Origin of the sequence: Halomonas sp. DP4Y7-1 (assembly GCF_019800705.1) — a bacterium.
GTDB lineage: Bacteria > Pseudomonadota > Gammaproteobacteria > Pseudomonadales > Halomonadaceae > Halomonas > Halomonas litopenaei_A.
Window position 1 is genome coordinate 228,929 of record NZ_JAHVKS010000003.1, and the last position, 26,185, is coordinate 255,113.

Annotated in this window: 22 protein-coding genes; 14 read left to right on the forward strand and 8 right to left on the reverse strand. The window is 59.4% G+C overall.

Translation table 11 applies throughout. From position 1 onward, the window contains the following. The first annotated feature begins 30 nt into the window (after positions 1 to 30). The 5 genes from KUV72_RS07445 (at position 31) to KUV72_RS07465 (ending at position 5,933) form a co-directional block, all read left to right on the forward strand. Entirely contained in the window at positions 31 to 1,932 is a 1,902-nt protein-coding gene (locus KUV72_RS07445) for a chloride channel protein (protein WP_206942080.1), read from the forward strand. 9 nt (positions 1,933 to 1,941) lie between these two features. After that, the gene (hemJ, locus tag KUV72_RS07450; protein ID WP_206942082.1) at positions 1,942 to 2,373 is read left to right on the forward strand and encodes a protoporphyrinogen oxidase HemJ; all 432 of its coding nucleotides are present in this window, start codon (positions 1,942 to 1,944) and stop codon (positions 2,371 to 2,373) included. Continuing rightward, complete coding sequence (locus tag KUV72_RS07455; RefSeq protein ID WP_224851922.1) at positions 2,370 to 3,221, forward strand: hydroxymethylpyrimidine/phosphomethylpyrimidine kinase; 852 nt, start codon at positions 2,370 to 2,372, stop codon at positions 3,219 to 3,221. Before hemJ ends, KUV72_RS07455 begins: the two co-directional genes overlap by 4 nt. A 165-nt stretch (positions 3,222 to 3,386) precedes the next feature. After that, complete coding sequence (gene hemL / locus KUV72_RS07460; protein ID WP_222237904.1) at positions 3,387 to 4,679, forward strand: glutamate-1-semialdehyde 2,1-aminomutase; 1,293 nt, start codon at positions 3,387 to 3,389, stop codon at positions 4,677 to 4,679. A 12-nt stretch (positions 4,680 to 4,691) separates the two neighbouring features. Then, positions 4,692 to 5,933 carry an AAA family ATPase gene (locus tag KUV72_RS07465; protein WP_206942086.1) on the forward strand — a complete coding sequence of 414 codons (1,242 nt, stop codon included), beginning with the start codon at positions 4,692 to 4,694 and terminating at the stop codon, positions 5,931 to 5,933. A gap of 189 nt (positions 5,934 to 6,122) precedes the next feature. Here KUV72_RS07465 and KUV72_RS07470 read toward each other — a convergent pair whose 3' ends face one another. Then, positions 6,123 to 6,794 carry a LuxR C-terminal-related transcriptional regulator gene (locus KUV72_RS07470; RefSeq protein WP_222237905.1) on the reverse strand — a complete coding sequence of 224 codons (672 nt, stop codon included), beginning with the start codon at positions 6,792 to 6,794 and terminating at the stop codon, positions 6,123 to 6,125. 329 nt (positions 6,795 to 7,123) lie between these two features. Between KUV72_RS07470 and rdgB the strand changes: the two genes are divergently transcribed. The 4 genes from rdgB (at position 7,124) to KUV72_RS07490 (ending at position 10,685) form a co-directional block, all read left to right on the forward strand. Next, complete coding sequence (gene rdgB, locus KUV72_RS07475; protein WP_222162272.1) at positions 7,124 to 7,732, forward strand: RdgB/HAM1 family non-canonical purine NTP pyrophosphatase; 609 nt, start codon at positions 7,124 to 7,126, stop codon at positions 7,730 to 7,732. A 2-nt stretch (positions 7,733 to 7,734) separates the two neighbouring features. Further along, positions 7,735 to 8,901: a radical SAM family heme chaperone HemW gene (hemW, locus tag KUV72_RS07480; protein WP_222237906.1), complete on the forward strand. Its 1,167-nt coding sequence runs from the start codon at positions 7,735 to 7,737 to the stop codon at positions 8,899 to 8,901. A gap of 38 nt (positions 8,902 to 8,939) precedes the next feature. Then, complete coding sequence (locus KUV72_RS07485; protein WP_206942090.1) at positions 8,940 to 9,614, forward strand: OmpA family protein; 675 nt, start codon at positions 8,940 to 8,942, stop codon at positions 9,612 to 9,614. 201 nt (positions 9,615 to 9,815) lie between these two features. Further along, on the forward strand, positions 9,816 to 10,685 hold the full coding sequence (locus KUV72_RS07490) for a 23S rRNA (adenine(2030)-N(6))-methyltransferase RlmJ (RefSeq protein WP_222237907.1): 870 nt from the start codon (positions 9,816 to 9,818) through the stop codon (positions 10,683 to 10,685). Positions 10,686 to 10,767: 82 nt separating this feature from the next. Here KUV72_RS07490 and KUV72_RS07495 read toward each other — a convergent pair whose 3' ends face one another. The 5 genes from KUV72_RS07495 to rpmH form a co-directional block, all read right to left on the reverse strand. Beyond that, a complete protein-coding gene (locus KUV72_RS07495) occupies positions 10,768 to 11,340 on the reverse strand; it encodes a YceI family protein (RefSeq protein WP_222237908.1) in 573 nt (190 codons plus the stop codon). Between the two features lie 128 nt (positions 11,341 to 11,468). Further along, positions 11,469 to 12,839, reverse strand: coding sequence for a tRNA uridine-5-carboxymethylaminomethyl(34) synthesis GTPase MnmE (gene mnmE / locus KUV72_RS07500; RefSeq protein WP_222162270.1), 1,371 nt, complete (start codon positions 12,837 to 12,839; stop codon positions 11,469 to 11,471). A 142-nt stretch (positions 12,840 to 12,981) separates the two neighbouring features. After that, complete coding sequence (yidC, locus tag KUV72_RS07505; protein ID WP_222237909.1) at positions 12,982 to 14,658, reverse strand: membrane protein insertase YidC; 1,677 nt, start codon at positions 14,656 to 14,658, stop codon at positions 12,982 to 12,984. Between the two features lie 200 nt (positions 14,659 to 14,858). Continuing rightward, positions 14,859 to 15,284, reverse strand: coding sequence for a ribonuclease P protein component (gene rnpA / locus KUV72_RS07510; protein ID WP_206942095.1), 426 nt, complete (start codon positions 15,282 to 15,284; stop codon positions 14,859 to 14,861). Between the two features lie 11 nt (positions 15,285 to 15,295). Then, entirely contained in the window at positions 15,296 to 15,430 is a 135-nt protein-coding gene (rpmH, locus tag KUV72_RS07515) for a 50S ribosomal protein L34 (protein WP_008959105.1), read from the reverse strand. Between the two features lie 547 nt (positions 15,431 to 15,977). Here rpmH and dnaA point away from each other — a divergent pair. From dnaA to gyrB, 4 genes are all read left to right on the forward strand, one after another. Beyond that, positions 15,978 to 17,450: a chromosomal replication initiator protein DnaA gene (gene dnaA, locus KUV72_RS07520; protein ID WP_222237910.1), complete on the forward strand. Its 1,473-nt coding sequence runs from the start codon at positions 15,978 to 15,980 to the stop codon at positions 17,448 to 17,450. Between the two features lie 194 nt (positions 17,451 to 17,644). Then, positions 17,645 to 18,748 (forward strand): DNA polymerase III subunit beta, encoded by a 1,104-nt coding sequence (gene dnaN / locus KUV72_RS07525; protein WP_206942097.1) that lies wholly within the window; start codon positions 17,645 to 17,647, stop codon positions 18,746 to 18,748. A gap of 28 nt (positions 18,749 to 18,776) precedes the next feature. Further along, positions 18,777 to 19,892 carry a DNA replication/repair protein RecF gene (gene recF, locus KUV72_RS07530; protein WP_222237911.1) on the forward strand — a complete coding sequence of 372 codons (1,116 nt, stop codon included), beginning with the start codon at positions 18,777 to 18,779 and terminating at the stop codon, positions 19,890 to 19,892. An 11-nt stretch (positions 19,893 to 19,903) separates the two neighbouring features. Continuing rightward, positions 19,904 to 22,324: a DNA topoisomerase (ATP-hydrolyzing) subunit B gene (gene gyrB / locus KUV72_RS07535; RefSeq protein WP_206942100.1), complete on the forward strand. Its 2,421-nt coding sequence runs from the start codon at positions 19,904 to 19,906 to the stop codon at positions 22,322 to 22,324. Between the two features lie 829 nt (positions 22,325 to 23,153). Here the strand turns inward: gyrB and gmhB are convergent. Continuing rightward, entirely contained in the window at positions 23,154 to 23,726 is a 573-nt protein-coding gene (gmhB, locus tag KUV72_RS07540) for a D-glycero-beta-D-manno-heptose 1,7-bisphosphate 7-phosphatase (RefSeq protein WP_222237912.1), read from the reverse strand. Between the two features lie 119 nt (positions 23,727 to 23,845). Beyond that, on the reverse strand, positions 23,846 to 24,772 hold the full coding sequence (locus KUV72_RS07545; RefSeq protein ID WP_222237913.1) for a LysR family transcriptional regulator: 927 nt from the start codon (positions 24,770 to 24,772) through the stop codon (positions 23,846 to 23,848). Between the two features lie 158 nt (positions 24,773 to 24,930). On the opposite strand from KUV72_RS07545, the gene KUV72_RS07550 reads away from it, so the two are divergent. Continuing rightward, entirely contained in the window at positions 24,931 to 26,022 is a 1,092-nt protein-coding gene (locus KUV72_RS07550; RefSeq protein ID WP_261317423.1) for a zinc-binding dehydrogenase, read from the forward strand. Positions 26,023 to 26,185: the final 163 nt, after the last annotated feature.

The window sequence follows — 26,185 nt, forward strand, 5'->3', positions numbered from 1 at the left end:
TCTGCCTTCACGGAAGGAAACAAGGAAGCCATGCGCCTGCCAGATCTCAGTCTCGATGCCTTCCGCCGCCAGCTGGCGAGCGTCGATGCCCTGCCGCAACTCTGTGTACTGGGCATTGCGACCGGCTTGATCACCGGTAGTTTGATGGTGGTGTTTCGCCTTGCTCTGATGCTGGGGGCGATGCTGGTCATGCCCCATGACGACCCTGAGGCCTTCGAACAGCTGTCTACCGGGCTGCGCATGGTACTCCCGATCCTGGCGGTGACCATCATCGGGTTTGCGTTGTGGCGTCAGCCGTTGGCGGCCCGCAAGATTGGGGTGAGCCATGTCATCGAGCGCCTGACCTATCACCAGGGACGCTTTCCGCTGCGTAACTGGCTGAATCAATGGTGGGTCGGGGTGGTGACGGTGGTAGGCGGTCTCTCTGCCGGGAGGGAGGGGCCCGCGATTCACCTGGGCGCCGCGGCCTCCAGTGGGCTTGGCCAGTTGCTGCGCCTTCCTCACAACAGTCTGCGTGTGCTGGTGGCCTGCGGTACCGCGGCCGGTATCGCGGCTTCCTTCAATACCCCTATCGCCGGGGTGATCTTCGCCATGGAAGTGGTGATGATGGAGTACACCATTGTCGGCTTCATGCCGGTGATCCTGGCGGCCTGCATGGGGGCTCTGGTATCGCAGCTGGTATATGGCGCCGAGCCCGCCTTCGCGGTGCCCGACCTGGCCCTGGGATCGCTATTCAATATTTATTGGATTGCCGTCATGGCCTTTGGCATCGGATTGCTGGCGGGGTTGTTCATTCACGTGTCCCGTTCCGAGAGATTGGCACGCCTGCCGCTGTGGTGGCGGTTGACGATGGTCGGTGCCCTGGCGGCGTTACTGGCCTGGTGCTATCCCCAGGTACAAGGCATCGGCTATGACAGCCTGTCAGATGCCCTGTTCAACCGGCTGGCACTCGACATTCTGTTGGCCCTGGTGCTTGGCAAGCTGCTGCTGACGGCGTTCGCGGTAGGTTGCGGTGTGCCGGTCAGCATCATTGGCCCGGTGCTGGTGATTGGCGCAGCAGCGGGAGCCATGTTCGGTCTGGCCGGGACCTGGCTGTGGCCTGAAAAGGCGGCCGATCCCGGCCTGTTCGCCATGATTGGCATGGCGGCAATGATGGGAGCGGTGCTCCAGGCGCCTCTCGCTGCGTTGATGGCACTGCTGGAGCTGACCCATATTCCGCACATCCTGCTACCGGGCATGCTGGCAGTGGTCGTTGCGGGCCTCACCACCCGGCAATTGTGTCGTTGCGATGGCTTCTTTATCAGCGTCAAGCTGCACGGCCTGCATCCGCTCCAGCAACCGTTGATGCAAGCACTGTCCCGGGTGTCGGTGCCTGCGGTCATGGAACGCAGCCTGGTGAGAACCAAGCGGCGTGTCTCCGAGGGGCAAGCTCGCGCCTTGCTGGAGGCCAAGCCTGTCTGGATCATTATCGAGCGATCCACGGATGACAAACCGACCCTTGCCCTCAAGGCTGCGGATCTGGCGCGCTACCTGATCGAGCAAGATGAGCGGGAGGCAGCGGCCAAGGATAAGGTCAGTGATCCGGACGACAGCATGATGGAAGCGTTGATAGAGGCAGAATCGCCAGCGGAGAGCATTGCTGGCAAGAACGTGGATCGCTCCCCCCTGCGCTCGCCTCCACCGGAAACCGAGCAGGCCGACGACAAGCAGGCGTTGCTCGACCTGCTGGAAATACCCGGTCAGCGACTCGACCTGGTGCCCATCCACCTACAGGCAACACTGACGGAAGCATTGAACGTGCTGAACGAAAGCAAGGTCGATGGACTCTATGTAGAACATGGTTATCGACCGAAGCAGAAACGAATTTCCGGTATCATCACCCGTGACGCCATCGAGCGGTACTACCGCCTGTCTGATTCATCCACAGCCTGAGGAGTTGACATGTACCTGTGGATAAAAGCCTTTCACCTGATGTCCATCGTGACCTGGTTTGCGGCGATGTTCTATCTCCCCCGCCTGTACGTGTACCACGCCCAGGCCAGAGACAAGGGTGAGTACGCGACCATGGACACCTTCATGGTCATGGAGCGCAAGCTGTATCGCGGCATCATGACCCCCTCCATGGTGGCTGTGCTGTTGTTTGGTGCCCTGCTGGTCTGGCTCAACCCTGGTTGGATGAGTCAGGGCTGGCTGCATGCCAAGCTGGCATTGGTGGTAGCGCTGGTGGCCTATCACCATGTTTGCCTGATCTACCTGAAGCAGCTGGCAGCAGACCGCTGCCGACGCAGTGCCACGTTTTTCCGTGTCTTCAATGAGCTGCCGGTGCTGGCGCTGGTAGCGATCATCATCCTGGCTGTGGTGAAACCCTTTTGAATAGCTTGAACGCGGAATATTCACCCCATCTGCCGATAGTGCTGGTGCTGTCGGGCCATGACCCTACCGGAGGTGCTGGGCTGGTCGCTGATGCCGAGAGCGTGGCGGCTTGCGGCGGTTGGGCGATGACCATTCCTACTGCACTGACGGTACAGGATTTGCGTGATGTGCACTCGCTGCATCCGCTACCGGCTTCTGGCATCAGAGAGGCGGCCAAGGCACTGGCCTCGCTGCCGATTGCGGCGATCAAGATTGGCTTGATTGCGGATCTGGAAGGGCTCGATGCAGTGGTTGATGTGATCAAGCGGCGACCGGGAATTCCCGTGGTGGCAGATCCTGTGTTGAGAGCGGGAGGCGGAGCATCCCTGGCGACCCAGGAGTTGATCGATGCCTATCGGCAGCAATTGCTCCCGATGATCGATATCCTGACGCCGAACCGTGGTGAACTGGCGCGGCTGGCCGGAGCCGACTATCAGGATGACACGGAACGCTGTGTCAGCCTGATGCACCAGGGTTGTCAGGCCGTGCTGGTGACCGGCACCGATGACCCCGAACCCGGCAAGGCGCGCGACACGGTGTCCCACACCTTGCATACACCCGATAGCGATCGTCAGTGGACGTGGCCACGACTACCCGCGAGCTATCATGGGTCCGGCTGCACCTTGGCTTCCGCCTTGGCAGCGCGGCTGGCGGCAGGTGAAACTCTGGTACAGGCTTGCGAACAGGCCCAGGTCTTCGCCTGGCAGGCGCTGGCCCACGGCTGGGATCCCGGCCACGGCCAGTCGCTGCCTCGCAGGCTGTGGAAAATGCCGACGCCACGCTTTTCGCCAGACGAGGTCAAGGTATGATGGGTAGCCTGCGTCATATGTCACCGAATCGGGCAACTTGCGAGACATTTGGGCCACATTCACTGGGTTATCCCATGCCCTCCACAGGGTTATCCACAGGCCTTCATTCACCGTATCGGTGCCTAGCACCGACGACAGAACTTACACTTGGGCAAAGAGGTTTCCATGACCACATCCGCTGAGCTCTTCGAACAGGCCTGTCGGCACATCCCCGGTGGCGTCAATTCACCGGTGCGCGCGTTCAAGGGGCTGCATCGTCCGCCAGTGTTCATGGAGAGTGCGCAAGGCGCCTATCTCGTTGACGTCGAAGGCAAGCGCTATGTCGACTACGTCGGCTCCTGGGGGCCGATGATCACCGGTCACGCCGATCCTGATGTGCTTGGCGCCGTGCGTGAGCGTCTGGACAAGGGGCTGTCCTTCGGTACCCCCACCGCGGTCGAAACGACCATGGCGGACCTGATCTGCGAGATCATCCCGAGCATCGAGATGGTGCGCATGACCAATTCCGGTACCGAGGCGACCATGTCGGCGATTCGCCTGGCTCGCGGCTACACCGGGCGTGACAAGATCGTGAAGTTTGAGGGTAACTATCACGGTCACAGTGATTCGCTGCTGGTGAAGGCAGGGTCCGGCGCCTTGACCCATGGCGAGCCGAGTTCCCCTGGGGTACCCGCTGCGTTGGCTGAGCACACTATTACCTTGTCCTACAATGACAGCGACGAGGTGGAACGCTGCTTCGAGGAAATCGGTAGCCAGATTGCCTGCATCATTGTCGAGCCGGTGGCCGGCAACATGAACTGCATTCCGCCCAACCCGGACTTCCTCAAGACACTGCGCCAGGTGTGCGACCGCCACCAGAGCGTGTTGATCTTTGACGAGGTGATGACCGGGTTCCGGGTGGCCCTGGGTGGCGCCCAGGCCCACTACGGGGTGACGCCTGACCTGACCTGCCTGGGCAAGATCGTCGGTGGGGGCATGCCGGTAGGCGCCTTTGGCGGCAGCCGCGAGATCATGAGCGAACTGTCTCCGTTAGGGCCGGTTTACCAGGCGGGCACCCTCGCGGGTAACCCCTTGGCGATGGCCGCGGGGGTGGCCCTGCTGAAGAAATTGCGTGAGCCTGGTTTCCATAATGCGCTGGCACAGCGCGTCGAGACCCTCTGCAACGGCTTGGAAAGCCGGGCAAGAGCGGCGGGTGTGGATCTCATCACGCAGCGTGCGGGGGGCATGTTCGGCCTGTTCTTCACCGCCCAGAGCAGCGTGGAAAACTTTGCACAGGCCACTGCCTGTGATGCGGATGCCTTCCGCCGTTTCTTTGCCGCCATGCTGGATCAAGGGGTCTATCTGGCGCCCTCCGCTTATGAGGCCGGTTTCATGTCCAGCGCTCACACGCCGGAAGATATTCAGCGTACTCTGGACGCCGCAGAACACGCCTTTGCACAGATGACGACCCAGGCCTGAAAGGAGCCGACCATGACTGGCAATGACGCCGCTTCGCCGGACACCGCGCTGGAGCCCTTTACCCTGGAAGAACTGCTGGATGTGCTGGCAGAGTTTCACGCCGAGCCGTTGCCGCCCGAGGTGGCACTGCCCGATGCGCTAAGCGTGCTGAAACAACGCAGCGAGGCAGAACACAGCGCCTGCAAGGCCCTGCTGTCCGGTGACGAGGACGTACAACGTCTGGCGTCACTCAAGGTGTGGCTGGACCAGGAGTTCGATCGACTGGCCCCGATCATCGAAGTTCGCCAGGACCGTTTGCGCCCGAGCCGCTGGTACATGGAGTATTCCGATGTACGGCTTTGCGATAACGGCCGCCTGGTGGTGGCCCAGAGTGCTGCCCAGGACCCGCAGCCCTTTGACTATCCTGAGATGGCCGACCCAGGCCATGATCTGGCAAGCCTGAGGGTTGAGCTGGAGCTGCGCGGAGAAATGACGCTGTCGCATCAGGCTCTGGACGGTTACCTGCGCCGCAGTGGCGACTACGAGCTGGCGCGGATTCTGTCGCTGCTGCAGGTCATCGAGGCAATGGCGGGCATGCGTCGTGTGCTGCAGCGTCGCTTCACGTCGGGTCATGAGCGACCCGCGCTGATGGCCGAGACCATGAATGCGTTCCGTCGCTATCTGACGTTGGCGGAGCGACATGCCGAGTTCCGGTTCCCTCCGTTGGTGATCGGTGTAGGCGTCTCCGGCAGTGGCAAGAGCCGCTTCACCAAGACACTGGTGGGTCGCCTCGGAGCGGTAAGACTGAGTTCAGACGTGCAGCGCATGTTGCTGCATGGTTTTAGTCCACAGGCCGAGGGCGATGGTCTGCCTGTGGATATCTACACCCGAGAGGCGACAGACAAGACCTATCAGCGGCTGGCGACCTGTGCGGGTATCCTGCTGGATGCCGGCTATATGGTGTGCGTCGACGGGACCTTCCTTGAGCGCGGTCAGCGTGAGCTGTTGCGATGGCAGGCGGAAGCCAGAGGCCTGCCGGTACTGCTGGTCAGCTTTGAAGCCGATGACGAGACCCTGCGACGTCGTATCAGCAAGCGGGCGGTTCGCAATGAACGGGACGAATCACTGAGTCTTGCAGTGCTGGCAGCGCAGCAGGATGCGTTCGAGGACTTCACTGACGAGGAAAGGCTGCATCTGGTGCGCCTCGATAGTACAGCAGACAACGCTGCAGAGACCTTGGCAAGCCTGATTGAAGAGCACATTCGCGTCCTCTAGTCGGCGCGATGGTGGTAGCGAGTGGTCGGCGCGACGATGGTAGCGAGCCAGCAGAGGCCGTGAGTGTCTACCCAAGGCTTGACGATCACATCATTGACTATGGCATGAGTGCAGAGCACGGACGCCGGCATTGCCGGCGTCCGTTTTTCTTTTGATCAGCGCAGGGCAGTGATCAGCGCAGGGCAGTGATCAGCGCATGGCAGTGCTACGTCTGGGGGGCGGGGCGCCGAGGTTCTGGCGAGCCCAGTTGACGGCTTGCAGGCGGTTGCTGACCCGAATCTTCTTGAACACGTTATAGAGGTGGGACTTTACCGTGTGTTCGCTGACGCAAAGACGCTCGGCGATTTCCATGTTGGATGCCCCCGACCCCAGCAGGCCGATGATTTCCATTTCCCGCTGGGTCAGTCCACAGGCAGGACGATAGGCATTGAGCTGCTGGCGTCGCGAAAACTCGATGAGTCGGGTCATCAGCGACCGCGACATCCACAGGTCGTCGGACTCGAACAGCTTGGCGATCCCCTTGCAGATGCTCTCCAGGCTGTCTTGACGATAGAAGACACCACGTAGATGCATGAAGGAGAGCACCTCCAGCGCATGTTCTTCATCTCGCAGGTTGAAGGCAGTGAGCAACAGCCCATGATGGTGAGAGCTGACATCCTGCCAGTGCTGCATGGCGGCATCGTCCACATGGTCGGCATCCATCAACACCAGCACCGGCTGGGAGTCATCGACATCAATGGTGTCGGCAGGTGCAGCGATGGATACAGGGCAGTGGAACTGATCCTTGATGTAATTGATAAAGAGCAGCGACTGAGGGTTGTGGTCAGTCACCAGCACTATCTGTCCTGTGGCGTGGCTCATCGTCGTGTCTCCGTGCATCCGCTGCCGCCTGCCCTCGGCGGATGGGCATGACTAAGTCGTGTTGGTCATTATGCGCCTATTTTATATCTTTTGTAAGATTCTGTAACACCTGCACAGTAAAGTTTGCCAAAAAACGGCTCCTGTGAAGAAAACAACGACCGGACGAGGGGCTCTACCCGCCTTCGACGGCATGATATGGCGGCTTTTTTCTGGTTCACGTATCAGTATTTGTGCTGAATCGGAACTCATCTTGCCCATGCTAGAGTATAGGCAAACATTCCGGCGTATCGCCGGGGATTTCAAGATACTTTCCACCAATGAGCGAGACCATGAGCCACCTGACAGAACTCGTGCTGGCAAGCGGCAATGCCGGCAAACTAAGGGAGCTGGGCGAGATGTTGGCCCCCTTGGGTATCAAGGTGCAGGCCCAATCGGATTTCGACGTGAAAGAGGTCGAGGAGACGGGGCTGACGTTTGTCGAGAACGCCTTGCTCAAGGCGCGAGAAGCCAGCCGAGTGAGTGGCCGTCCAGCCCTGGCTGACGATTCAGGACTGGCAGTGGATGCCCTGGCCGGGCGTCCGGGGATCTATTCGGCGCGCTTTGCTGGCGAGCCCAAGGATGATGGCCGCAACAACGATACATTGCTTGAGGCGCTGGCCGACGTGCCTGAAGGCAGCCGTGGTGCCAGCTACTGGTGCGTACTGGTATTGCTTGAGCATCCCGAGGATCCCGTGCCGTTGATCGTGCAGTCTCACTGGCGCGGCGAAATTCTTGCCCATCCGCGCGGGCAGGGCGGATTCGGCTATGATCCGCTGTTCTGGCTTCCTGATCAGGGCGCAACGGCGGCAGAGCTGAGCGCTGCCGAAAAGAACCGGCTCAGCCACCGCGGTCGTGCCTTGTCTCAGCTGCTGGCCGAACTCGAACGGACCAAGCAGTGACGATGGCTACCCTGCCCCCACTGTCGATGTACGTGCACGTACCCTGGTGCGTGCGCAAATGTCCGTACTGTGATTTCAACTCACACGGCGTTGGCCGACAGGCAGAGTTGCCGGAAGAGGCGTACCTGTCTGCCTTGTTGGCCGATCTCGACAACGACGCTGGTCTGGCCCAGGGGCGTGAGCTCACCAGTATCTTTATTGGTGGAGGGACGCCGAGCTTGATGTCCGGCCACTTTTATCAGCGTCTGCTCGATGAAGCGCGCAAGCGGCTGCCCTTTGCCGCTGACATTGAAATCACCCTCGAGGCCAATCCAGGGACCCTCGAGAGGGGGCGCTTCGCGGCCTACCGAGAGGCGGGTATCAATCGTCTTTCGCTGGGGGTCCAGAGCTTTCATCCGGAACAGCTCAAGGCCTTGGGGCGCATCCACAGCGGTGAAGATGCGCTTCACGCGGTGACCGAGGCGCGCGAGGCGGGCTTTGATAATCTCAATCTGGATCTGATGCATGGTCTGCCCGGGCAGACGCCGCAGCTGGCTCTGGCAGATCTCGAGCAGGCCATTGCCCTGGCGCCGGAGCATCTCTCCTGGTACCAGCTGACGCTGGAACCCAACACCGAGTTTCATGCTCATCCGCCGACGCTGCCCGAGGAAGAAGTGCTCTGGGATATCCAGGATGAAGGTCATGAGCGCCTGGAGGCCGCTGGCTTTCAACGCTATGAAATTTCAGCCTATGCCCAGTCAGGCAGACGCGCGAGACATAACCTCAACTACTGGCGCTTTGGGGATTATCTCGGCATCGGTGCCGGGGCTCACGCCAAGATCAGCCAACCCGGCGCGACCGGGTTCGCCATCGAGCGGCGCTGGAAGACCCGCCAGCCAGAGGCGTATCTGCGCCGCTTGAACGATCCCCGGGGCTTCGTTGCTGGACATCGACGTGTCGCAGATGATGAGGTGGCGCTGGAATTCGCCATGAACGCACTGCGTCTGGTGGAGGGCGTACCGGTTGAGACCTGGCAGGCGTGCACAGGACGTCCGTTTGATGAACTGTCGCCGAAGATCGACAGGGCGCGTGAAAAGGGACTTATTGTGCAAGATGCCGCCAGGGTTCAAGCTTCTGCCCAAGGTCTATTATTCTTGAACGACCTTTTGACCCTGTTCAGCGATGACTGAAAGGGACGATGTAATACATGGAAGGAGACGTTGACGCTATGAGCCGCAAGATTCGACTGATTGCCCCGCTGGCTGCCGCCGTGATTCTGGCTGGTTGCTCCACAACGGACCCTTACACTGGCCAGACCGATCGTAACAACACCGGTATCGGCGCTGCCGTGGGCGCCGCAGTGGGCGCAGCGGCAGGTGCCATCAGTGGTGACGGTAGCACCAGCAAGCGCGACCGTGCGCTGATCGGGGCCGCCGCCGGTGCTGCTGTTGGTGGCGGGATTGGCGTTTACATGGACCGCCAGGAAGAGCAGTTGCGCCAGAGCATGCAGGGCACCGGTATCGGTGTAGAGCGCCAAGGCGACAACATCGTGCTCAACATGCCGAGTAGCGTGACCTTCGGCTTCGATTCCGCCGATCTCACCGGCAGTGCCACCAGCGCATTGAATGATGTGGCGAATGTCCTGACCCAGTATCCGGAAACCCGCATCAACATCGCTGGCCACACCGACTCTACCGGTGACGCCAGCTACAACCAGCGCCTGTCCGAGCGACGCGCGCAGTCCGTCGGCAGTTACCTGCAAGGCCAGGGCGTGGCGTCCAACCGCCTTTATGTCAGCGGCTATGGTGAAAACCAGCCGGTCGCCAGCAACAATACCGAGGAAGGTCGCGCGCAGAACCGTCGCGTCGAGATCACCCTGACGCCGACCGGCCAGCAGGGATAAGACGACACGCCTGATTCCAGGCCCGTCGACATCAAGGCCCGCGCTCCGAAAGGACGCGGGCCTTTGTGTTGGCTGGAGCGGTCAGGCATTCGGCAGATGTCTTCCGCGACCTCTGGACGATTGTCCCGCTATCATAGTCCTCTTTATCCTGCGATGGATGACCGCGGATTCCCCATCGCGATGCACACCAGGCGGAATGCCATGCTCTCTTATCAACACGCTTACCATGCCGGCAATTTCGCCGATGTTCACAAGCATTTATGGCTTTACAGTGTCACCGAACACCTATTACGTAAAGATAGTGCTGTTACGTTTGTAGATACGCATGCGGGACGGGGTAGCTATCCTCTTGCTGCCGCTGAAACGGCACGCCTTAAAGAGTACGAAACCGGTGTTCAGCGGCTGTGGGTATCTCGCCACCAAGGCGACGTGAAAGAGCAGGAGCTGTTGAGTGCCTGGCTCGATGCTGTCGCCTCGTTGCAATCAGGGTCGACAGGATTGTCCCACTATCCTGGTTCGCCCTGGTGGCTGGGGCATCGTCTGCGCAAGCAGGACCGCCTTCGCTTGTTTGAGCTGCACCCGGGTGAGCACGGCCATTTGACCCAGCAATCGCTGGTGGATGCTGACACGCTGCCGCTTATCCAACGCATCCATGGTGATGGACTGGCGGGATTGAAATCCCTGGTGCCGGTGAAAACACCAAGGCTTTGTGTGTTGATGGATCCCAGCTTCGAGCAGAAGTCCGAGTACCAGGAGGTGGCCAGGACCCTGGTACATGTGCTCGGCAAGGTTCGGCATGCCGTGATCATGCTGTGGTACCCACTGCTGCCGGCTGGACGTCATCAGGACATGCTGGAGGAGCTGCGCTCAAGCGGTGTGCGCAAGCTGTGGCGCAGCGAGGTCAGCCTGGCCCCTCCTGGCGAATCCCGTCACGGCATGTACGGCAGCGGCATGTTGATCGCTAATCCTCCCTGGGGCGTCGACCAGCGCATGGGCGCTGCCATCGACACCTGGCTTCCATTACTGGGACCTCAGGCTCGTCATGAACAGCACTGGTGGGTAGAAGAGTAGGGCGCCAGGCCCAGGTTCTGAGCCACCATAGAGCTGCTACCTGGCGCCACACCACCAGCTCCCGGACGGATGCGAACCGCGCCTAGGGCGATTCGAACAGCAGCCGAAAACCCACCGGCGACGTCCGCGCGATGGAAGACAGGCCGGCGATATCTTGAAGGGTGGCGATACCCTGGACGAGCCCCAGTGAGGAGGCGTCGACCCAGATCGGCTGATCGGAGACGACCAGCCAGCGCGATTCGGAAAGTCGAACGACCATCACTGTGGCGTCATAGTCGCTGCCAGCAGCGCCTAGAGTGACGCTAACGGGTACCCGGGCCAAGAGCGTGTTGCCGGGCATCAGCGACGCAAACTGCGTGGGTTCCAGGTTGCTGCTGATCGCCAGGCTAGGAGTCGGGAACAGGTGCTCCTGCATGCGCTCATCGCGAATATCGATACCGCTATCGAGAGAGGCGGTGGTGGCCTCGACAGCCACCTTGCCGTCGTCGTCGATACGGCCCGTTAGCGAGCCAAGGACATGCGTTTCACCGACGCTTTCATTCTTCACTGAACCGAACCACAGGCGTGATTCGTCATCTATCAGGTTCCAGTCTGCCGAGGCGTTGGCCGATAGGCAGGCAAGTCCGAGAGCGGCTGACATGACTAGCGCTTTCATGAGCGACTCCTGAAGGGGGCAGCATGTCCCTCCAGTGTAGAGAGTCGCTCACTATCTTATGTACGCAGCGACCCCCGGCATTGTGCCGTAGCGGCTTGAGAAGGGCGTATGCGGTCTGACGAGCGCTGTCACTTCCCGATGCAGAAGCTGCCGAAGATCTCGCCCAGCAGGTCATCGGCGCTGAATTCACCCGTGATCTCTCCCAGGGCTTGCTGCGCGTCTCGCAGGTCCTCGGCCAGCAGCTCGCCGGCACCATGGCCCATGAGCTGGGCATTGCCGTTATCCATGGCCTCCTTGGCCCTGTCGAGTGCATCCAGGTGTCGCCGTCGTGCGGAGAACCGGCCTTCGGTGGTGGCTTGGAAGCCCATGATGCTCTTGAGATGGGACTTCAGGTTATCCACACCCTCGCCAGAGCGGGCTGACAGCCGGAGGGTAGGTGGGGTTGTGGATAGATCGAGCCCCGCTGCTTCACCACTCTGGTCGACCTTGTTGCGTACCAGGGTGAGGCGAGCAGGGTCTGGCAGTCGTTCGACAAACTCTGGCCATATCTGCATAGGGTCGGTGGCACTGGTGGTCGTGGCATCCACCAGCAGCAGCACGCGGTCGGCCTTCTCGATTTCGCTCCAGGCCCGTGCAACCCCGATCTTCTCCACCGCATCCGGGGTGTCCCGCAAGCCCGCCGTATCGATGATATGCAGCGGCATTCCGTCCAGGTGGATATGCTCACGCAGGACGTCTCTGGTGGTGCCTTCGATGTCGGTGACGATCGCCGTATCCTGCTCTGTCAACGCGTTGAGCAGGCTCGACTTGCCGGCATTGGGGCGTCCGGCAATGACCACGCTCATGCCTTCGCGCATCAAGGCACCTTGGCCGGCGCTGGCTCGCACATCGGCCAGCTGGTCCATCAATTGCTGAAGCTTGGCGGCGACGTGGCCATCGGCAAGAAAGTCGATTTCCTCCTCAGGGAAGTCGATGGCCGCCTCGACGTACATGCGCAGCTCGATCAGGCGCTGAACCAGGGATTGGACGCGGCTGGAAAACTCACCCTGCAGGGAGCGCAGAGCGTTCTCTGCCGCTGTCCGAGAGCTGGCGTCGATCAGGTCGGCGATGGCTTCTGCCTGGGCCAGGTCAAGCTTGTCGTTGAGGAAGGCGCGTTCAGAGAATTCGCCTGGCCTTGCCAGCCGGGCGCCGAGGGAGACACAGCGCTCCAGCAGCATATCCATGATCATCGGACCGCCATGCCCCTGCAGTTCCAGCACGTCTTCTCCGGTGAAGGAGTGGGGGCCCTGGAAGAACAGCGCAATACCCTCATCAATGATGCTGTCAGCGCCCCTGAAAGGGCCATAGAACGCTTGGCGTGGCTCAGGTTGATGGCCCAGCATCGCCTTGGCGATGTCCCGACAGGCAGGGCCTGACACGCGAATGATGCCGACGCCTCCACGCCCGGGCGGGGTAGCAAGTGCGCAAATGCTGTCCTGGGTATAAAGCGGGGCGGTCATATCCAAGCTCCTGAAGGATTGGGCCTATTGTCGGGTGCCTGACAGCGCATTGCCAGCCTGGCGGGACACGCCTGTCAGGCTCGCCGGCCTGAAACGACAAACCCCCGCCGAGGCGGGGGTTCACGTGCTGATCACACGGGGCTTACTTGGTCTTCAAGCCCTTGCCGACCTCGGGGTCGTCCTCGATCTTGCGGGTGATCACATACTGCTGAACGATCGAGATGCAGTTGTTGCACACCCAGTAGATGACCAGACCTGCAGGGAACCACAGGAAGAAGAAGGTGAAGACGATCGGCAGCATCTTCATGATCTTCGCCTGCATCGGGTCCGGAGGTGTCGGGTTGAGCAGCTGCTGCACGAACATTGATGCCCCCATCAGGATCGGCAGCACAAAGTACGGGTCCTTCACCGACAGATCCTGAATCCACAGCATGAACGGTGCATGGCGCAGTTCGACGGATTCCAGCAGCATCCAGTAAAGCGCGATGAACACCGGCATCTGGATGAGGATCGGCAAACAGCCACCCAGAGGATTGATCTTTTCCTTCTGGTAGAACTTCATCATCTCCTGAGACATCTTCTGGCGATCATCGCCGAAGCGCTCCTTGAGACGCTGCATTTCCGGACCCAGCTTGCGCATGCGTGCCATGGACTTGTAGGCCTTGGCAGACAGCGGCCACAGGGCAGCCTTGACCATGATGGTCAGGATCACGATGGACCAGCCCCAGTTGCCGATCAGGCTGTGGATATGATCCAGCAGCCAGAACAACGGGTTGGCGATAAACCACAGCCAGCCGAAATCGACCGTCAGCTCCAGATTGGGGGCAACGGCCTCGAGGCGCTCCTGGACCTTGGGACCCATGTACAGGGTCGCGCCAAGGCTGGCTTCTGCCCCGGGTTCCAGCGTCTGAGACTGACCAGCGAAGGCGGCGACGTTACGGTCCTGACTATCGGTGGCAGCGTAGAAAAGATTGTCCTGCTGCTGCGGCGGCACCCAGGCAGAGGTGAAGTAGTGCTGAATGATGGCGACCCAGCCGCCCTCGACTTCACGATTCTGGAAGTTCCCGGCCTGGATGTCCTCGAAATCGATCTTCTCGTAGCGGTTGTCCGGTGACGAATAGGCAGCACCCAGGAAGGAACGCATGCCCATCTTGGGACCCGTTGAAGGATCGGGGTTGTTGTCCCGTGCCAGTTGCCCGATGAAGCGTGCACTGACGGCGGACTCGCCACCATTGGCCAGCAGGTAGGACACATTGACCGCATAGTCGTCACGCTTGAAGGTAAAGCGCTTGATGATATCGATGCCGTTGACGGTGGCGCTCATGTCGACTTGCAGGCTGTCCTGGCCATCGACCATGCGATATTCGGTCTTCTCCGGGGCAAAGGCGATGCGGCCGCTGTTGCCATCAAGCTGAAGCCCTGAACGTGCGACGTAGCTCAGCGTGCTGTTGTTGGACAGCAGCACGTAAGGACGATCTCCGTCCTGGCTCATCAGGTGCTGCGGCAAGGCGGCGTAGACGATATCGCCACCTTGAGGATCAATGCGTACGTCGAGCACGTCGGTGATGACCGCGACGAGATCTCGACTATTGGCGGCGGGCTCGCTGCTGCCCGGCAGTTCACTGCCAACATCGTTGGCGGAACTGGGTGCCGCGAGGCCTTGAGAAGAAGAAGCGTCGCTGGCATCTGCTGCGTTGCTGGTGATAGCCGGAGCATCGGGAGTGCTCGGCGGCTGACCATAATCCTGGTTCCACTGCACCATGATCAGATAGGCGAGCACCGCCAGGGGTATCAGCAGGAGTAGTCGTTTTACGTCCATGAGGGGTCTGCCCGAAGGGAAGTGAACATGCCGATGGCGTCACGCGAGACGCCTGCGTGAAATACACGAAAGCCTGCCAGAGGCAGGCCAAGATTCGTACGAAGACGTTCCGCGTCGCGAGAGTTGACGTCAAGGGGCCAGGAGAGGGACTCGCTCATGCTCAGACGGAGTGTGGTCGGCATTGCACAGTCTCTCACTACCTAGCTGCGGCGTCGCTGCGGCTCTGGCTGGGCAGCACCGGCCTGGCGAGGATCTTTCGAGAGTCGTGACTTTTCAGCCTCTCGTTCAAGGCGACGCCACATACCGAACAATTGTCGCTGCACGGTATCGTTGTCGGCCTCGTTGATGCCACGTCTGGCCAGCAGGACGATATCCACAGAGGGAAGTCGGTGCTGGGCATGGCGAACGGACTCTCGAGCCAGTCGCTTCAGTCGGTTGCGATCTACCGCTCGGCGTACGTTCTTCTTGCTGAAGACAAGGCCAAGGCGCGGGTGCCCCAGTTCATTGGGAACAGCCAGCGCCATCAGGCCTTTGCCGTGAACCTTGTACACCGCCCCATCAAACACGCGGCGGTAGTCCCCGGCAGTCAGCAAGCGGCAGTGCCGGGGAAAGGTCAGACAGGTCACGCAGGACCTGCTTAGGCGCTCAGGCGCTTGCGGCCTTTGGCACGGCGACGTGCCAGAACGGCGCGGCCGTTCTTGGTAGCCATGCGAGCACGGAAGCCGTGCGCGCGCTTGCGCTTGAGAACGCTCGGTTGGAATGTGCGCTTCATAACTCGTTAATCCCACAGTGGTTTTTTGGAACGGATAGACATCCAGAGGCGCCCGGAATCCGCTCGGGCCTCCGGGGGTATTCGGCTCAAGACCGGACATTTTAGTGATTTCAAGCCCCGGGTGCAATCTTTTCACTGACCGCCCGACATCGAGGAGTGCGCGCTGGTCGCTGGCGATGTGGGGGCTTGTGACTTCACGGATCAGCGCTTCCTTAACACTACTACTAAAGGAAGTTCTTGACTGATGTTGTGATTATTACTGGGGATAAAGATTGTGGATAAGCCATACAACTATCAACATATCATCATGTTGCGTTGCAAATAAGAATGTGGAGAAGACGTTGAGCAGTTGAGGGCAGCCGGTGCAAGGAAGGTGGACAGGATGCGAAATTATCCACAGCCAGGATGATGCGTTCAGCTTGTCCCCGACTCATCATGGGTAGCAAACATGTGTTGTCCACAATGTTTTTCAGACCCTCAAGTCGTGTGGATAACTCGTTCAGACGCAGCTACAATATGCGGTCGTTCTTCAACCAAGGTAGCTCGCGTGTCGCTCGCTCTCTGGCAACAGTGTCTACAAACCCTTCAGGATGAACTGAGTTCCCAGCAGTTCAACACCTGGATTCGCCCATTGCAGGCGGAAGAAGGGGAGTCCAATCAGCTTCGGCTGCTGGCACCCAATCGCTTTGTGCGCGATTGGGTCAGTGACAAGTATGCAAAGCGAATCAGTGAGTTGATGCGGGAGCTTGCGCCGGCAAAGCCGCCCAAAGTGATGCTCACTGTGGGTAGCCGACGGGCAGCGTCGCCCGCTCCCCAGACGCGGGATCTGGGTGATCCGGTCTCCGCCAGCGTGCCACGTGCCCCCGCGGTGCATACCCCACCCCGTGGGGATGTCGGCGATGAAAGGGAAGTCGACCGGCTGCGGGACGAGGGCAACGACCCGGTGGCGCGCTCCGCTGGAGGGGAGCGTCAGGTACAGGTAGAGGGTAGCCTCAAGCACTCCAGCGGCCTGAATCCCAATTTCACCTTCGAAACCTTCGTCGAGGGCAAGTCAAACCAGCTGGCTCGAGCCGCGTCTCGCCAGGTGTCGGAAAACCCCGGCGGTGCCTACAATCCCCTGTTCCTGTACGGTGGGGTGGGTCTTGGTAAGACACACTTGATGCACGCGGTCGGTAACGCGCTGGCTGGGCGCCGTGAGAACGCCAGAGTGGTGTATCTCCATTCCGAGCGGTTCGTTGCCGATATGGTCAAGGCGCTGCAGCTGAATGCCATCAACGATTTCAAGCGTTTCTATCGTAGTGTCGATGCGCTGTTGATCGATGACATCCAGTTCTTTGCCGGCAAGGAACGCTCCCAGGAAGAATTTTTCCATACCTTCAATGCGTTGCTTGAAGGCGGTCAGCAGATGATTCTGACGTCTGACCGCTATCCCAAGGAGATCAGTGGGGTCGAGGAACGCCTCAAGTCTCGCTTTGGCTGGGGCCTGACGGTTGCCATCGAGCCCCCCGAGCTCGAGACGCGAGTCGCGATCTTGATGAAGAAGGCAGATCAGGCAAAGGTCGACTTGCCCCACGATGCGGCGTTCTTCATTGCCCAGAAGATCCGTTCGAATGTGCGCGAGCTGGAAGGTGCCCTGAAGAAAGTCATCGCTGACTCGCACTTCATGGGCAAGCCGATTACCCAGGACTTTATTCGGGAGTCGCTCAAGGATTTGCTGGCCCTCCAGGACAAGCAGGTAGGCGTGGACAATATTCAGCGCACTGTCGCTGAGTATTACAAGATCAAGCTGGCCGACCTTCTGTCGAAGCGACGTTCGCGTTCAGTGGCTCGCCCGCGCCAGGTCGCCATGGCATTGGCCAAGGAGCTGACGAACCATAGCCTGCCCGAAATCGGGGATGCCTTTGGGGGCCGTGACCACACCACCGTGCTGCATGCTTGCCGAAAGGTGCAGGCGCTGCAGGAAGAAAATGCCGACATCCGTGAAGATTACAAGAACCTGCTGCGGTTGCTGACAAGCTGAGGCTGAGTGGCCAACCACGGCATTCAATGCTGTGTCATCACACCCCAGAGGGGTTGCCCGGGGGCCATGGATGTATCGATGACGTCTGACCCTGGGCGATACTATGCCACCAAGACACGCAGCGCCTGTGGCGCCGTAGTTATGTCACTGACTGATACCCCGTCTCACTCTCTCGGACAAGAAGTGGAGCCGACATGAAATTTTCCATCTCCCGCGAAGCGCTACTGCGGCCGTTGACGCTGGTCGCCGGCGTGGTCGAGCGTCGGCAGACCTTGCCGGTGCTTTCCAATGTGCTGATCCAGGTCGAGCAAGACGAAGTCGCGCTGACCGGTACCGATCTAGAGGTTGAGCTGGTCGGCCGCACTGTCGCTAGCCAGGTCGACGAGCCCGGCGCGATCACAGTTCCGGCGCGCAAGCTGATGGATATCTGCAAGTCACTACCGGATCAGTCTGAACTTGAGCTGTCCATCGAGGATGGTCGTGCCGTTCTGCGAAGTGGGCGTTCGAGATTTACCTTGTCGACGCTTCCGGTGGCTGAGTTTCCGAATATCGAAGATGGCCAGAGCAGCGTAGAGTTGGCGCTTCCGCGGGGGACGCTCAAGCAGCTTATCGATGCGACCTCATTCGCCATGGCACAGCAGGATGTGCGCTATTACTTGAATGGTCTGCTGCTGGAGTTCGCCCCTAACCTGGTTCGCTCCGTCGCGACCGACGGCCACCGTCTGGCGGTGTGCTCTCGGCCCGCCGACATCCAGGTCAGTGCTTCCCAGAAGCTGATCGTGCCTCGCAAGGGCGTCCTGGAGCTGGTGCGTCTACTGGATGACTCGGAAGAGCCCGTCAGTCTGACCCTCGGCTCGACCCATATTCGCGCCCACACCGGTGACTTTACCTTCACCTCCAAGCTGGTAGACGGGAAGTTTCCGGACTATGAGCGAGTGGTCCCGAAGGGCGGTGACAAGGTCTTCATTGCCGAGCGAGCCGAGCTTCGTCAGGTCCTGTCGCGCACCGCGATTCTTTCCAACGAGAAGTATCGTGGCGTTCGTCTGAACCTTGAGGAAGGCAACTTGAGGGTGATGGCCAACAACCCTGAGCAGGAAGAAGCCGAAGAGAACATTGCTATTGAGTACAGCGGACCTGCCATGGAGATCGGCTTTAACGTCGGCTATCTGATCGATGTTCTCAATGCTGTCGGTGAAGACCGGGTGCAGATGACCTTGGGCGACCCTAACAGCAGTGCATTGATGGAAGAGCCGGGTGGTGGTGATGCGCTCTACGTCGTGATGCCGATGCGCCTTTGATGTCATGTGCCGTGCTCAAGGCTGATACATGCCGTTAGACCGTTTGGTGTTTCAGGGCCTGCGTAATCTGCAGGCCCTTGATGTTTTGCCTTCGCCAGGAATCAACTTGATCACTGGCCGGAATGGCAGTGGCAAGACCAGCCTGCTTGAAGGGATTCACCTGCTGGGCATGGGGCGCTCCTTCCGTGCCCGCAAGCTCGCCCAGGTGCTGCATCACGAGGTCGATACGCTCGTCCTGCATGGGCGTCTGGTCGGAGATCCTCCGGTGGCCATCGGACTGCGTCGGTGCCGGCATGAGAGTGAGCTTACCTTGCGTATTGGCGGTGAGCGCGTCGAGCGCCTGTCACAGCTTGTCGAAACGCTCCCCCTCCAGTTGATCAATCCGGATGCATTCCGTTTGTTGGAAGGTCCTCCAGCCGGCCGTCGCGAGTTTCTCGATTGGGGAGTGTTTCACGTGAAACATGACTTTCTGGGAGCCTGGCAGCGCTTTAGACGGGCCTTGAAACATCGGAATGCCCTGCTCAGGCATGGTAGAATGGACGCCCAGACGCTGGCAGTCTGGGAGCATGAGCTGGCAGTTTCAGGGGAGAGGATGGACGCACTGCGCGATGAGTGGGTCGATGCCTTTTCCCCCATCTTCCACGAAACCCTCGAAGGCTTGATTAGCCTGCCGGAATTACGTTTGCGCTACACCCGTGGGTGGGATCGTCAGCGCTCGCTGTCCGAGGTATTGGAAGGTGCCAGGGACACTGATCGTCAGATGGGATTTACCCAGCAGGGTCCGCAGAGAGCTGACCTCTCCATCAGGCTCGGCAAGCGCCCGGCTGTAGAAGTGCTTTCACGAGGACAGCAGAAACTCGTCGTGAGCGCACTCAAGCTTGCACAAGGAAGGATGCTGGAAAGGTTGACGGGGAGAACCTGTCTTTACCTGATCGACGATCTGCCCGCCGAACTGGACCATGACCATCGCAAGGTCTTTTGCCAGTGGCTGGAGCGGATGCGGTGCCAGGCCTTTATTACCAGCGTGGATCACGAGGTGCTGGCCGACCTGTGGCAGCCCGATACACCCTTGGCAATGTTTCACGTGAAACATCTCGCCGATGGACGAGGCCAGCTGCAGGCCATAGACAGACAGACTTCATGACGGAGTGGTCAATGAGCGAACAAGCTTACGACTCATCGAGCATCAAGGTACTGAAAGGCCTGGATGCCGTACGCAAGCGGCCCGGGATGTACATCGGCGATACCGATGATGGTACTGGCCTGCATCACATGGTGTTCGAGCTGGTGGACAACTCCATCGACGAGGCGCTGGCCGGACACTGTAGCGAAATCAAGGTGATCATCCATCCGGATGAGTCCATCACCGTGAGCGATAACGGCCGCGGCATTCCGACGGATATCCACGAAGAGGAAGGCGTGTCCGCTGCAGAGGTCATCATGACGGTCCTGCACGCTGGCGGTAAGTTCGATGACAACTCCTATAAGGTCTCCGGCGGCCTTCACGGCGTAGGCGTGTCTGTTGTCAACGCGTTGTCCGAAGAGCTCAAGCTCACCATCTGGCGCGCTGGACAGGTGCACGAGCAGGTGTATCGTCACGGTGTGCCTGATGCTCCGCTTAGCGTCGTGGGACAGACCGAGAAGACCGGGTCACGTGTCCACTTCCGCCCGTCGCCTGAGACATTCGGTAATATCGAATTCCATTACGATATCCTGGCCAAGCGTCTGCGCGAGCTGTCCTTCCTGAACTCTGGGGTTGCCATCCGCCTGCTTGATGAACGGAGCGGCAAGGAAGAACTGTTTCACTACGAAGGCGGGCTCAAGGCTTTCGTCGATCACCTCAATACGAACAAGACCGTGCTGAATCCCGTCTTCCACTTCAATGTGGAGCGGGAAGATGGTGTCGCGGTCGAGGTGGCGATGCAGTGGAATGACACCTTTGCCGAGAATATCTTCTGCTATACCAATAACATCCCTCAGCGGGATGGTGGTACGCACCTGGCGGGCTTCCGTGCTTCTTTGACTCGCACACTGAATCATTACATCGAGTCTGAAGGCTTGTTGAAGAAGATGAAGGTCAGCACTTCCGGGGATGATGCCCGTGAGGGGTTGACGGCGATCATCTCGGTCAAGGTACCTGACCCGAAGTTCTCTTCCCAGACAAAGGACAAGCTGGTTTCCTCCGAAGTAAAAACGGCGGTGGAACAAGAGCTTGGAAGATCATTCTCGGAATATCTGGTAGAGCGGCCGAATGAGGCCAAGGCTATCGTCAACAAGATGCTTGACGCTGCCCGGGCCCGAGAGGCTGCACGTAAGGCCCGCGATATGACTCGCCGCAAGGGCGCGCTGGATATCGCTGGCCTACCCGGCAAGTTGGCAGACTGCCAGGAGAAGGATCCCGGCCTGTCTGAACTCTACCTGGTAGAGGGTGACTCTGCCGGTGGCAGCGCCAAGCAAGGGCGTGATCGACGCACCCAGGCCATCCTGCCGCTGAAGGGCAAGATTCTTAACGTCGAGAAAGCACGTTTCGACAAGATGTTGTCCTCCGCCGAGGTGGGTACGCTGATCACCGCGCTTGGCTGCGGTATCGGGCGTGAGGAGTTCAACCCAGATAAGCTGCGTTATCACTCGATCATCATCATGACCGACGCCGATGTGGATGGATCGCACATCCGTACGCTGCTGTTGACGTTCTTCTTCCGGCAGATGGCCGAGCTGATCGAGCGTGGTCATGTCTTTATTGCTCAGCCGCCGCTGTACAAGATCAAGCGCGGCAAGCAAGAGCTCTACCTCAAGGATGAGCAGGCGATGACTGACTACCTGACCACGACAGCGCTGGATGGTGCGCGTCTGTGTGTCAGCGAGGATGCCCCGGGCATTACTGGCGCTCAACTTGAAACTCTGGTGAATCAGTATCGTGACGTGATGAAGCGGATCGATCGTCTGTCCAGGGTCTATCCCAGCGAGGTGCTGCGCAAGATTGTGCACGCGGCCAAGCTCGACGGTGAAAACAGTCTGCGTGACAGAGTTACCATGCAGAACTGGATCGAGCACCTGCAGAAGGAAATGGATGACCTGGTCGCCTATGAAGGTGGCCCGCGTTATACCTTCTCGCTCCAGGAAGATGACGAAAGGGGAGTCTTCCTGCCTGCCGTGACGCTGATCGCTCACGGTGTAACCACCGACTATGTGTGGGGACTCGACTTCTTCACCAGCGCTGACTACAAGGCCATTGCAGGCCTGGGTGAGACTCTGGAAGGGCTGCTTGAAGAGGGGGCGTACGTGGCACGGGGTGAGCGCAAGAAGCCCGTAAAGACCTTCTATGAGGCGCTGGACTGGCTGATGCATGAATCCCAGCGTGGCCTTTCTATTCAGCGCTACAAGGGTCTGGGGGAGATGAACCCGGAACAGCTTTGGGAAACCACGATGGATCCCAACACCCGCCGCATGTTGCGTGTGTCGATCGAGGATGCCGTGGCGGCGGACATGATGTTCAACACCCTGATGGGCGATGAAGTCGAGCCACGCCGTGACTTCATCGAGCGCAATGCTCTGGTGGCCAATCTGGACGTGTAGATCGTCCAGTTGGAGCATGGTAGCTTCGATGTTTCACGTGAAACATCGTCCTAGGAAGAGCCCGATCTGTTCTCAGGTCGGGCTTTTTCGTGAGCGATGGATAAAACTTGCCGGGATGCATGTTGCAGAGTCGCGGTGAAGAGCCCGGATGACGAATCCCTGACCGGACATTCTAGATCAAGCCTCCCAGATCAATTTCCCTGTGGACAGCGTCTGGAGGCGCGATGGAAGCCAATTGATATACATAGTGTTTCCTGGATCCCAGCTGTGGATAACGTTGCGCGTAAAACGTCTGTTTATGCCTTTTTCGGAACGCGCCTGTGAATAATATTTCTAGATAGCGTATGCCTTCTTCTGTGGGTTGTGTTCCGATGTGGCGGTGGCACCCTCTTCAAGGGAAGGGAAGGGAAGGGAAGGGAAGGGAAGGGAAGGGAAGGGAAGGGAAGAGGAGAAAAGAATAGCGGAGCGCGTTGAAGGCAAGCCGCCAAGGGGAGGAGCAAGCTGTTTACGCTAACAGAAGGGATGGGGTGAAGACCCAGAAAAGATGGACCTGGCAACGTTAAAAGGTAACGTGAGTTGCCCTGGCTTTACCACGATGATGTTTCATAACTCATTGAATTCACGAAGGTGACGCGAAGCTCCTGCGCGTTTCTCACAGGAGCTTGGAGGGGGCGTCAGATAGACAACAGGATCCGTTCTACGCCGGCATGTTTCACGTGAAACATCGATATGATCGAATGCCAGCTAGTCTGATACCGCACATGCCGAGAACCGAGCAGCCGTGTAGAGTATGCACACACTGTCCGGCCTCTTTTACATGTTCTGTGGCTCAGTCGGCGTGATGGGTCGCAGATAGCAACACGTCGACGAAGTGGGCGAGGTCGTCATAGACCGTAACGTGACTCGTCGCTGCCTGAAGCTCCGGGTGCTTAGCAAGTGTCCGCTCACCCTTCCCAGTGCGAACCAAGGCCTGGTGACAGCCCACCGCGTCGCCCGCCTGAAGATCACGCAGGCTATCACCTACCATCCAGCACCCTCTCAGGGTTTCCAAGCCTAATGCCGACTGGATTTGCAGGAGCAGACCCGGTAGTGGCTTGCGGCAGTCGCACTGGTCGGTGTCGACGTGTGGGCAGTAGGCAATATGGGCAATGTTGCCGCCTTGGGCATTGACCAGCGAGGTCATCCGCGCATGCATCAGCTCGAGAGTCGCGACATCATAATATCCTCTGCCGATGCCGGACTGGTTGGTAGCAACGGCGACTTTCCAGCCCGCCTGTGTCAGACGTGCGATAGCCGAAATGGCCGTTGGATAAGCCACCCACTCATCCAGTGATTTGATGTAGTTGTCGGAGTCACGGTTGATCACTCCGTCACGATCGAGAATGACGAGTCCCTGGGGCATATCGGAGTCTGCTGGAAGTAGTGTGTGGATGGCGAGTGCTGAGCAGGATCACAGCAGTGTAGAGCGATGTTTCACGTGAAACAATCACCGCAATGCCGTTGTCGTCGGGTGGCTTCTCACTAGCTGTCATGCTGCAGGGGACGATACGTTGAGTGATTCAGCGCCGTGCGCAAGAACTCAATGAACAGGCGGGCACGGAGGGGAGGATGACGATTTGGCGTGAGAGCATGCACGCTGATATCCGGTAGCGACCAGTCAGCAAGAACCCTCGTCAGGCGTCCCTGTTCCATCTGGTTCTGAACGATCGCTCTGGACGTGTGCAGGATACCGAGGCCAGCTTCGGCAGCGATGACGAGTGCATGTCCATAGTTGGAGCGGTAGCTTCCTCGTATAGGGAGGCTGTGGACGTCTTCCCCCCTACGCATGCGCCAGCGCTGAATGCCCTGGAACCGCGTGTAGTGAAGGCAGTTGTGCTCAAGCAGATCAAGCGGATGCAAGGGCGTTCGATAGCGCTCCAGGTAATGGGGCGATGCCACCAGAAGCCGTTCGTCAGCGGCGAGGGGGAAGGCGACGAGTCTTGAATCCTCGAGAGATCCAACCCGAACGGCCAGGTCATGACCTGATTCCAGAATATCGACAAAACGATCATCGAAGTCCGCTTCCAGACGGATATCCGGGTATCTGATGAGAAAGTCGGGAAGGATCGGCGCAATGTGCAGGCGACCGAAGTTGACGGGGAGTGAGACTCTCAGCGTTCCCGCAGGATGATCTTGCTGGCCCCTGAGGGACTGTTCGGCGTTTTCCAGTATGCCGAGGGCCGGTACCGCCTGTTCCAGGTAGGCATGGCCCGCGTCGGTCAGGGTCACGCGCCGAGTTGTCCTTAGCAGTAGCGGGACACCAAGGCGATCTTCCAAGGCATCTAGTCGACGACTGATCGCTCCACTGGTGAGGTTGAGGTGCTCTCCTGCAGCTCTGAGCGAACCATGCCGTGCCACCTCGAGAAGTGCGATAAGGCCAGACAGTTGGGTGTCATGGTGAGACGGCATCGGAGTCTTCCTGGGACAGGGGGCCTTCGTCGACCGACGAGGTACTCTCTGATTCTTGAGTGTAGCGCAACATCCGTTTGCGGATGCTTCGATGGTGCTGGTCAATGTTGTCCCTGATGCTTAACGCTTCCAGGAATGAGGGGAGTAAGGCGATGACCATGACAGAGAGTGGGGGAGCGGGAGTTTCCGTCAAAGCACTTCGCTCAGTACACACGGGGCCCGAGGGGGTAAAGGCGCAATATGACGCTCGTGCAGTACTGAGGCCGGATGAGGTGCGAATTCGAGTCGCTGCGGCAGGGGTCAACTTTCGTGATGTGGCGCTTCAGGCAGGGAACTACCTGCCAAACATGCTCCGCCCCTATATTCCTCTATCAGAAGGGGCGGGCGTCGTCATCGAGACCGGAGCCGAGGTCGAGGACTTGAAGGATGGCGATGCCGTGCTTGGTCACTATGTCGTCGACTGGCAGTCAGGGCCCTTCCGTCCCGCTTTTCACGACTCCAAGGTGGGTGGGCCAAGTGACGGTTGGCTGGCGGAGGAAGTGGTGATGCCGCGTCGCGCGCTGCTGCGCGTACCGGTGGGGTGGCGCCTGGAGGAGGCGGCGGCACTGGCCATCTCTGGCGTCACTGCCTGGAGAGCGTTACGCGGGCTCGTTGGGCTGGAAGGGCAGCATGTACTGTTGCCCGGAACTGGCAATGTCTCACTGCAGGCGCTTGAACTTGCCGCGTCCGCCGGGGCGCGAGCGTTGGTCGTCACGTCGAGACCGGAGCTTTCCCCTCAACTTATGGCCATGGGAGCGGCTGCTGTGATCCATCGTCACCAGGACTGCGACGATCTGGTGGAGAGTATCCTGTCAGCCTCGGATGGCCAGGGTGTGGACGTCGCGTTGGATACGGTGGGCGGCCAGTTTCTGGTAGATATTATCTTGCCATCGATGGCGACCAATGGCCGCGTTGCCTTGCTGGGTTTCCTTGAGGGCAGCAACGTTCGCGGTGACGTTATTGGTCCTGCTATCCGAAAGCTGCTCCAGTTTGAAGGCATCAGTGTGGGTAGCCGGTTGGATTTCGAGCGCCTACTGGATCACATGCAGCGCCATCACTTGCGTCCGAGAATCGCAAGACGCACACCTCCGAACCGCTGGTCGGAGGTGTTTCGAGGGGCTGAGAGGAGCGATGGTACCGATTTTCGGGGATCGCTTGGCAAGCACGTGGTGATCGTCGATCAAGGGCTGGCCTCATGGACCGTGTGCTGAAGTGACCTCTGGCTTGGCGGCCAGCGTTGCCCAGGACAACCTTTCTCGGTGAGCATCTGACCTCTGCCCAGGGGCTAACCACCTCTGGCGCATGGGCAATGTTTCACGTGAAACATCCCGTTGACACCACCCATGTTAATTCGCCGATGAGGTTTCACGTGGA

What these genes read in the sequence shown, in the direction of transcription:
- KUV72_RS07445 (WP_206942080.1), top strand. Translation starts at nt 31, where the DNA reads ATGCGCCTGCCAGATCTCAGTCTCGATGCCTTCCGCCGCCAGCTGGCG.
- hemJ (WP_206942082.1), top strand. Translation starts at nt 1,942, where the DNA reads ATGTACCTGTGGATAAAAGCCTTTCACCTGATGTCCATCGTGACCTGG.
- hemL (WP_222237904.1), top strand. Translation starts at nt 3,387, where the DNA reads ATGACCACATCCGCTGAGCTCTTCGAACAGGCCTGTCGGCACATCCCC.
- KUV72_RS07465 (WP_206942086.1), top strand. Translation starts at nt 4,692, where the DNA reads ATGACTGGCAATGACGCCGCTTCGCCGGACACCGCGCTGGAGCCCTTT.
- KUV72_RS07470 (WP_222237905.1), bottom strand. Translation starts at nt 6,794, where the DNA reads ATGAGCCACGCCACAGGACAGATAGTGCTGGTGACTGACCACAACCCT.
- rdgB (WP_222162272.1), top strand. Translation starts at nt 7,124, where the DNA reads ATGAGCCACCTGACAGAACTCGTGCTGGCAAGCGGCAATGCCGGCAAA.
- hemW (WP_222237906.1), top strand. Translation starts at nt 7,735, where the DNA reads ATGGCTACCCTGCCCCCACTGTCGATGTACGTGCACGTACCCTGGTGC.
- KUV72_RS07485 (WP_206942090.1), top strand. Translation starts at nt 8,940, where the DNA reads ATGAGCCGCAAGATTCGACTGATTGCCCCGCTGGCTGCCGCCGTGATT.
- KUV72_RS07490 (WP_222237907.1), top strand. Translation starts at nt 9,816, where the DNA reads ATGCTCTCTTATCAACACGCTTACCATGCCGGCAATTTCGCCGATGTT.
- KUV72_RS07495 (WP_222237908.1), bottom strand. Translation starts at nt 11,340, where the DNA reads ATGAAAGCGCTAGTCATGTCAGCCGCTCTCGGACTTGCCTGCCTATCG.
- mnmE (WP_222162270.1), bottom strand. Translation starts at nt 12,839, where the DNA reads ATGACCGCCCCGCTTTATACCCAGGACAGCATTTGCGCACTTGCTACC.
- yidC (WP_222237909.1), bottom strand. Translation starts at nt 14,658, where the DNA reads ATGGACGTAAAACGACTACTCCTGCTGATACCCCTGGCGGTGCTCGCC.
- rpmH (WP_008959105.1), bottom strand. Translation starts at nt 15,430, where the DNA reads ATGAAGCGCACATTCCAACCGAGCGTTCTCAAGCGCAAGCGCGCGCAC.
- dnaN (WP_206942097.1), top strand. Translation starts at nt 17,645, where the DNA reads ATGAAATTTTCCATCTCCCGCGAAGCGCTACTGCGGCCGTTGACGCTG.
- recF (WP_222237911.1), top strand. Translation starts at nt 18,777, where the DNA reads ATGCCGTTAGACCGTTTGGTGTTTCAGGGCCTGCGTAATCTGCAGGCC.
- gyrB (WP_206942100.1), top strand. Translation starts at nt 19,904, where the DNA reads ATGAGCGAACAAGCTTACGACTCATCGAGCATCAAGGTACTGAAAGGC.
- gmhB (WP_222237912.1), bottom strand. Translation starts at nt 23,726, where the DNA reads ATGCCCCAGGGACTCGTCATTCTCGATCGTGACGGAGTGATCAACCGT.
- KUV72_RS07545 (WP_222237913.1), bottom strand. Translation starts at nt 24,772, where the DNA reads ATGCCGTCTCACCATGACACCCAACTGTCTGGCCTTATCGCACTTCTC.
- KUV72_RS07550 (WP_261317423.1), top strand. Translation starts at nt 24,931, where the DNA reads ATGACAGAGAGTGGGGGAGCGGGAGTTTCCGTCAAAGCACTTCGCTCA.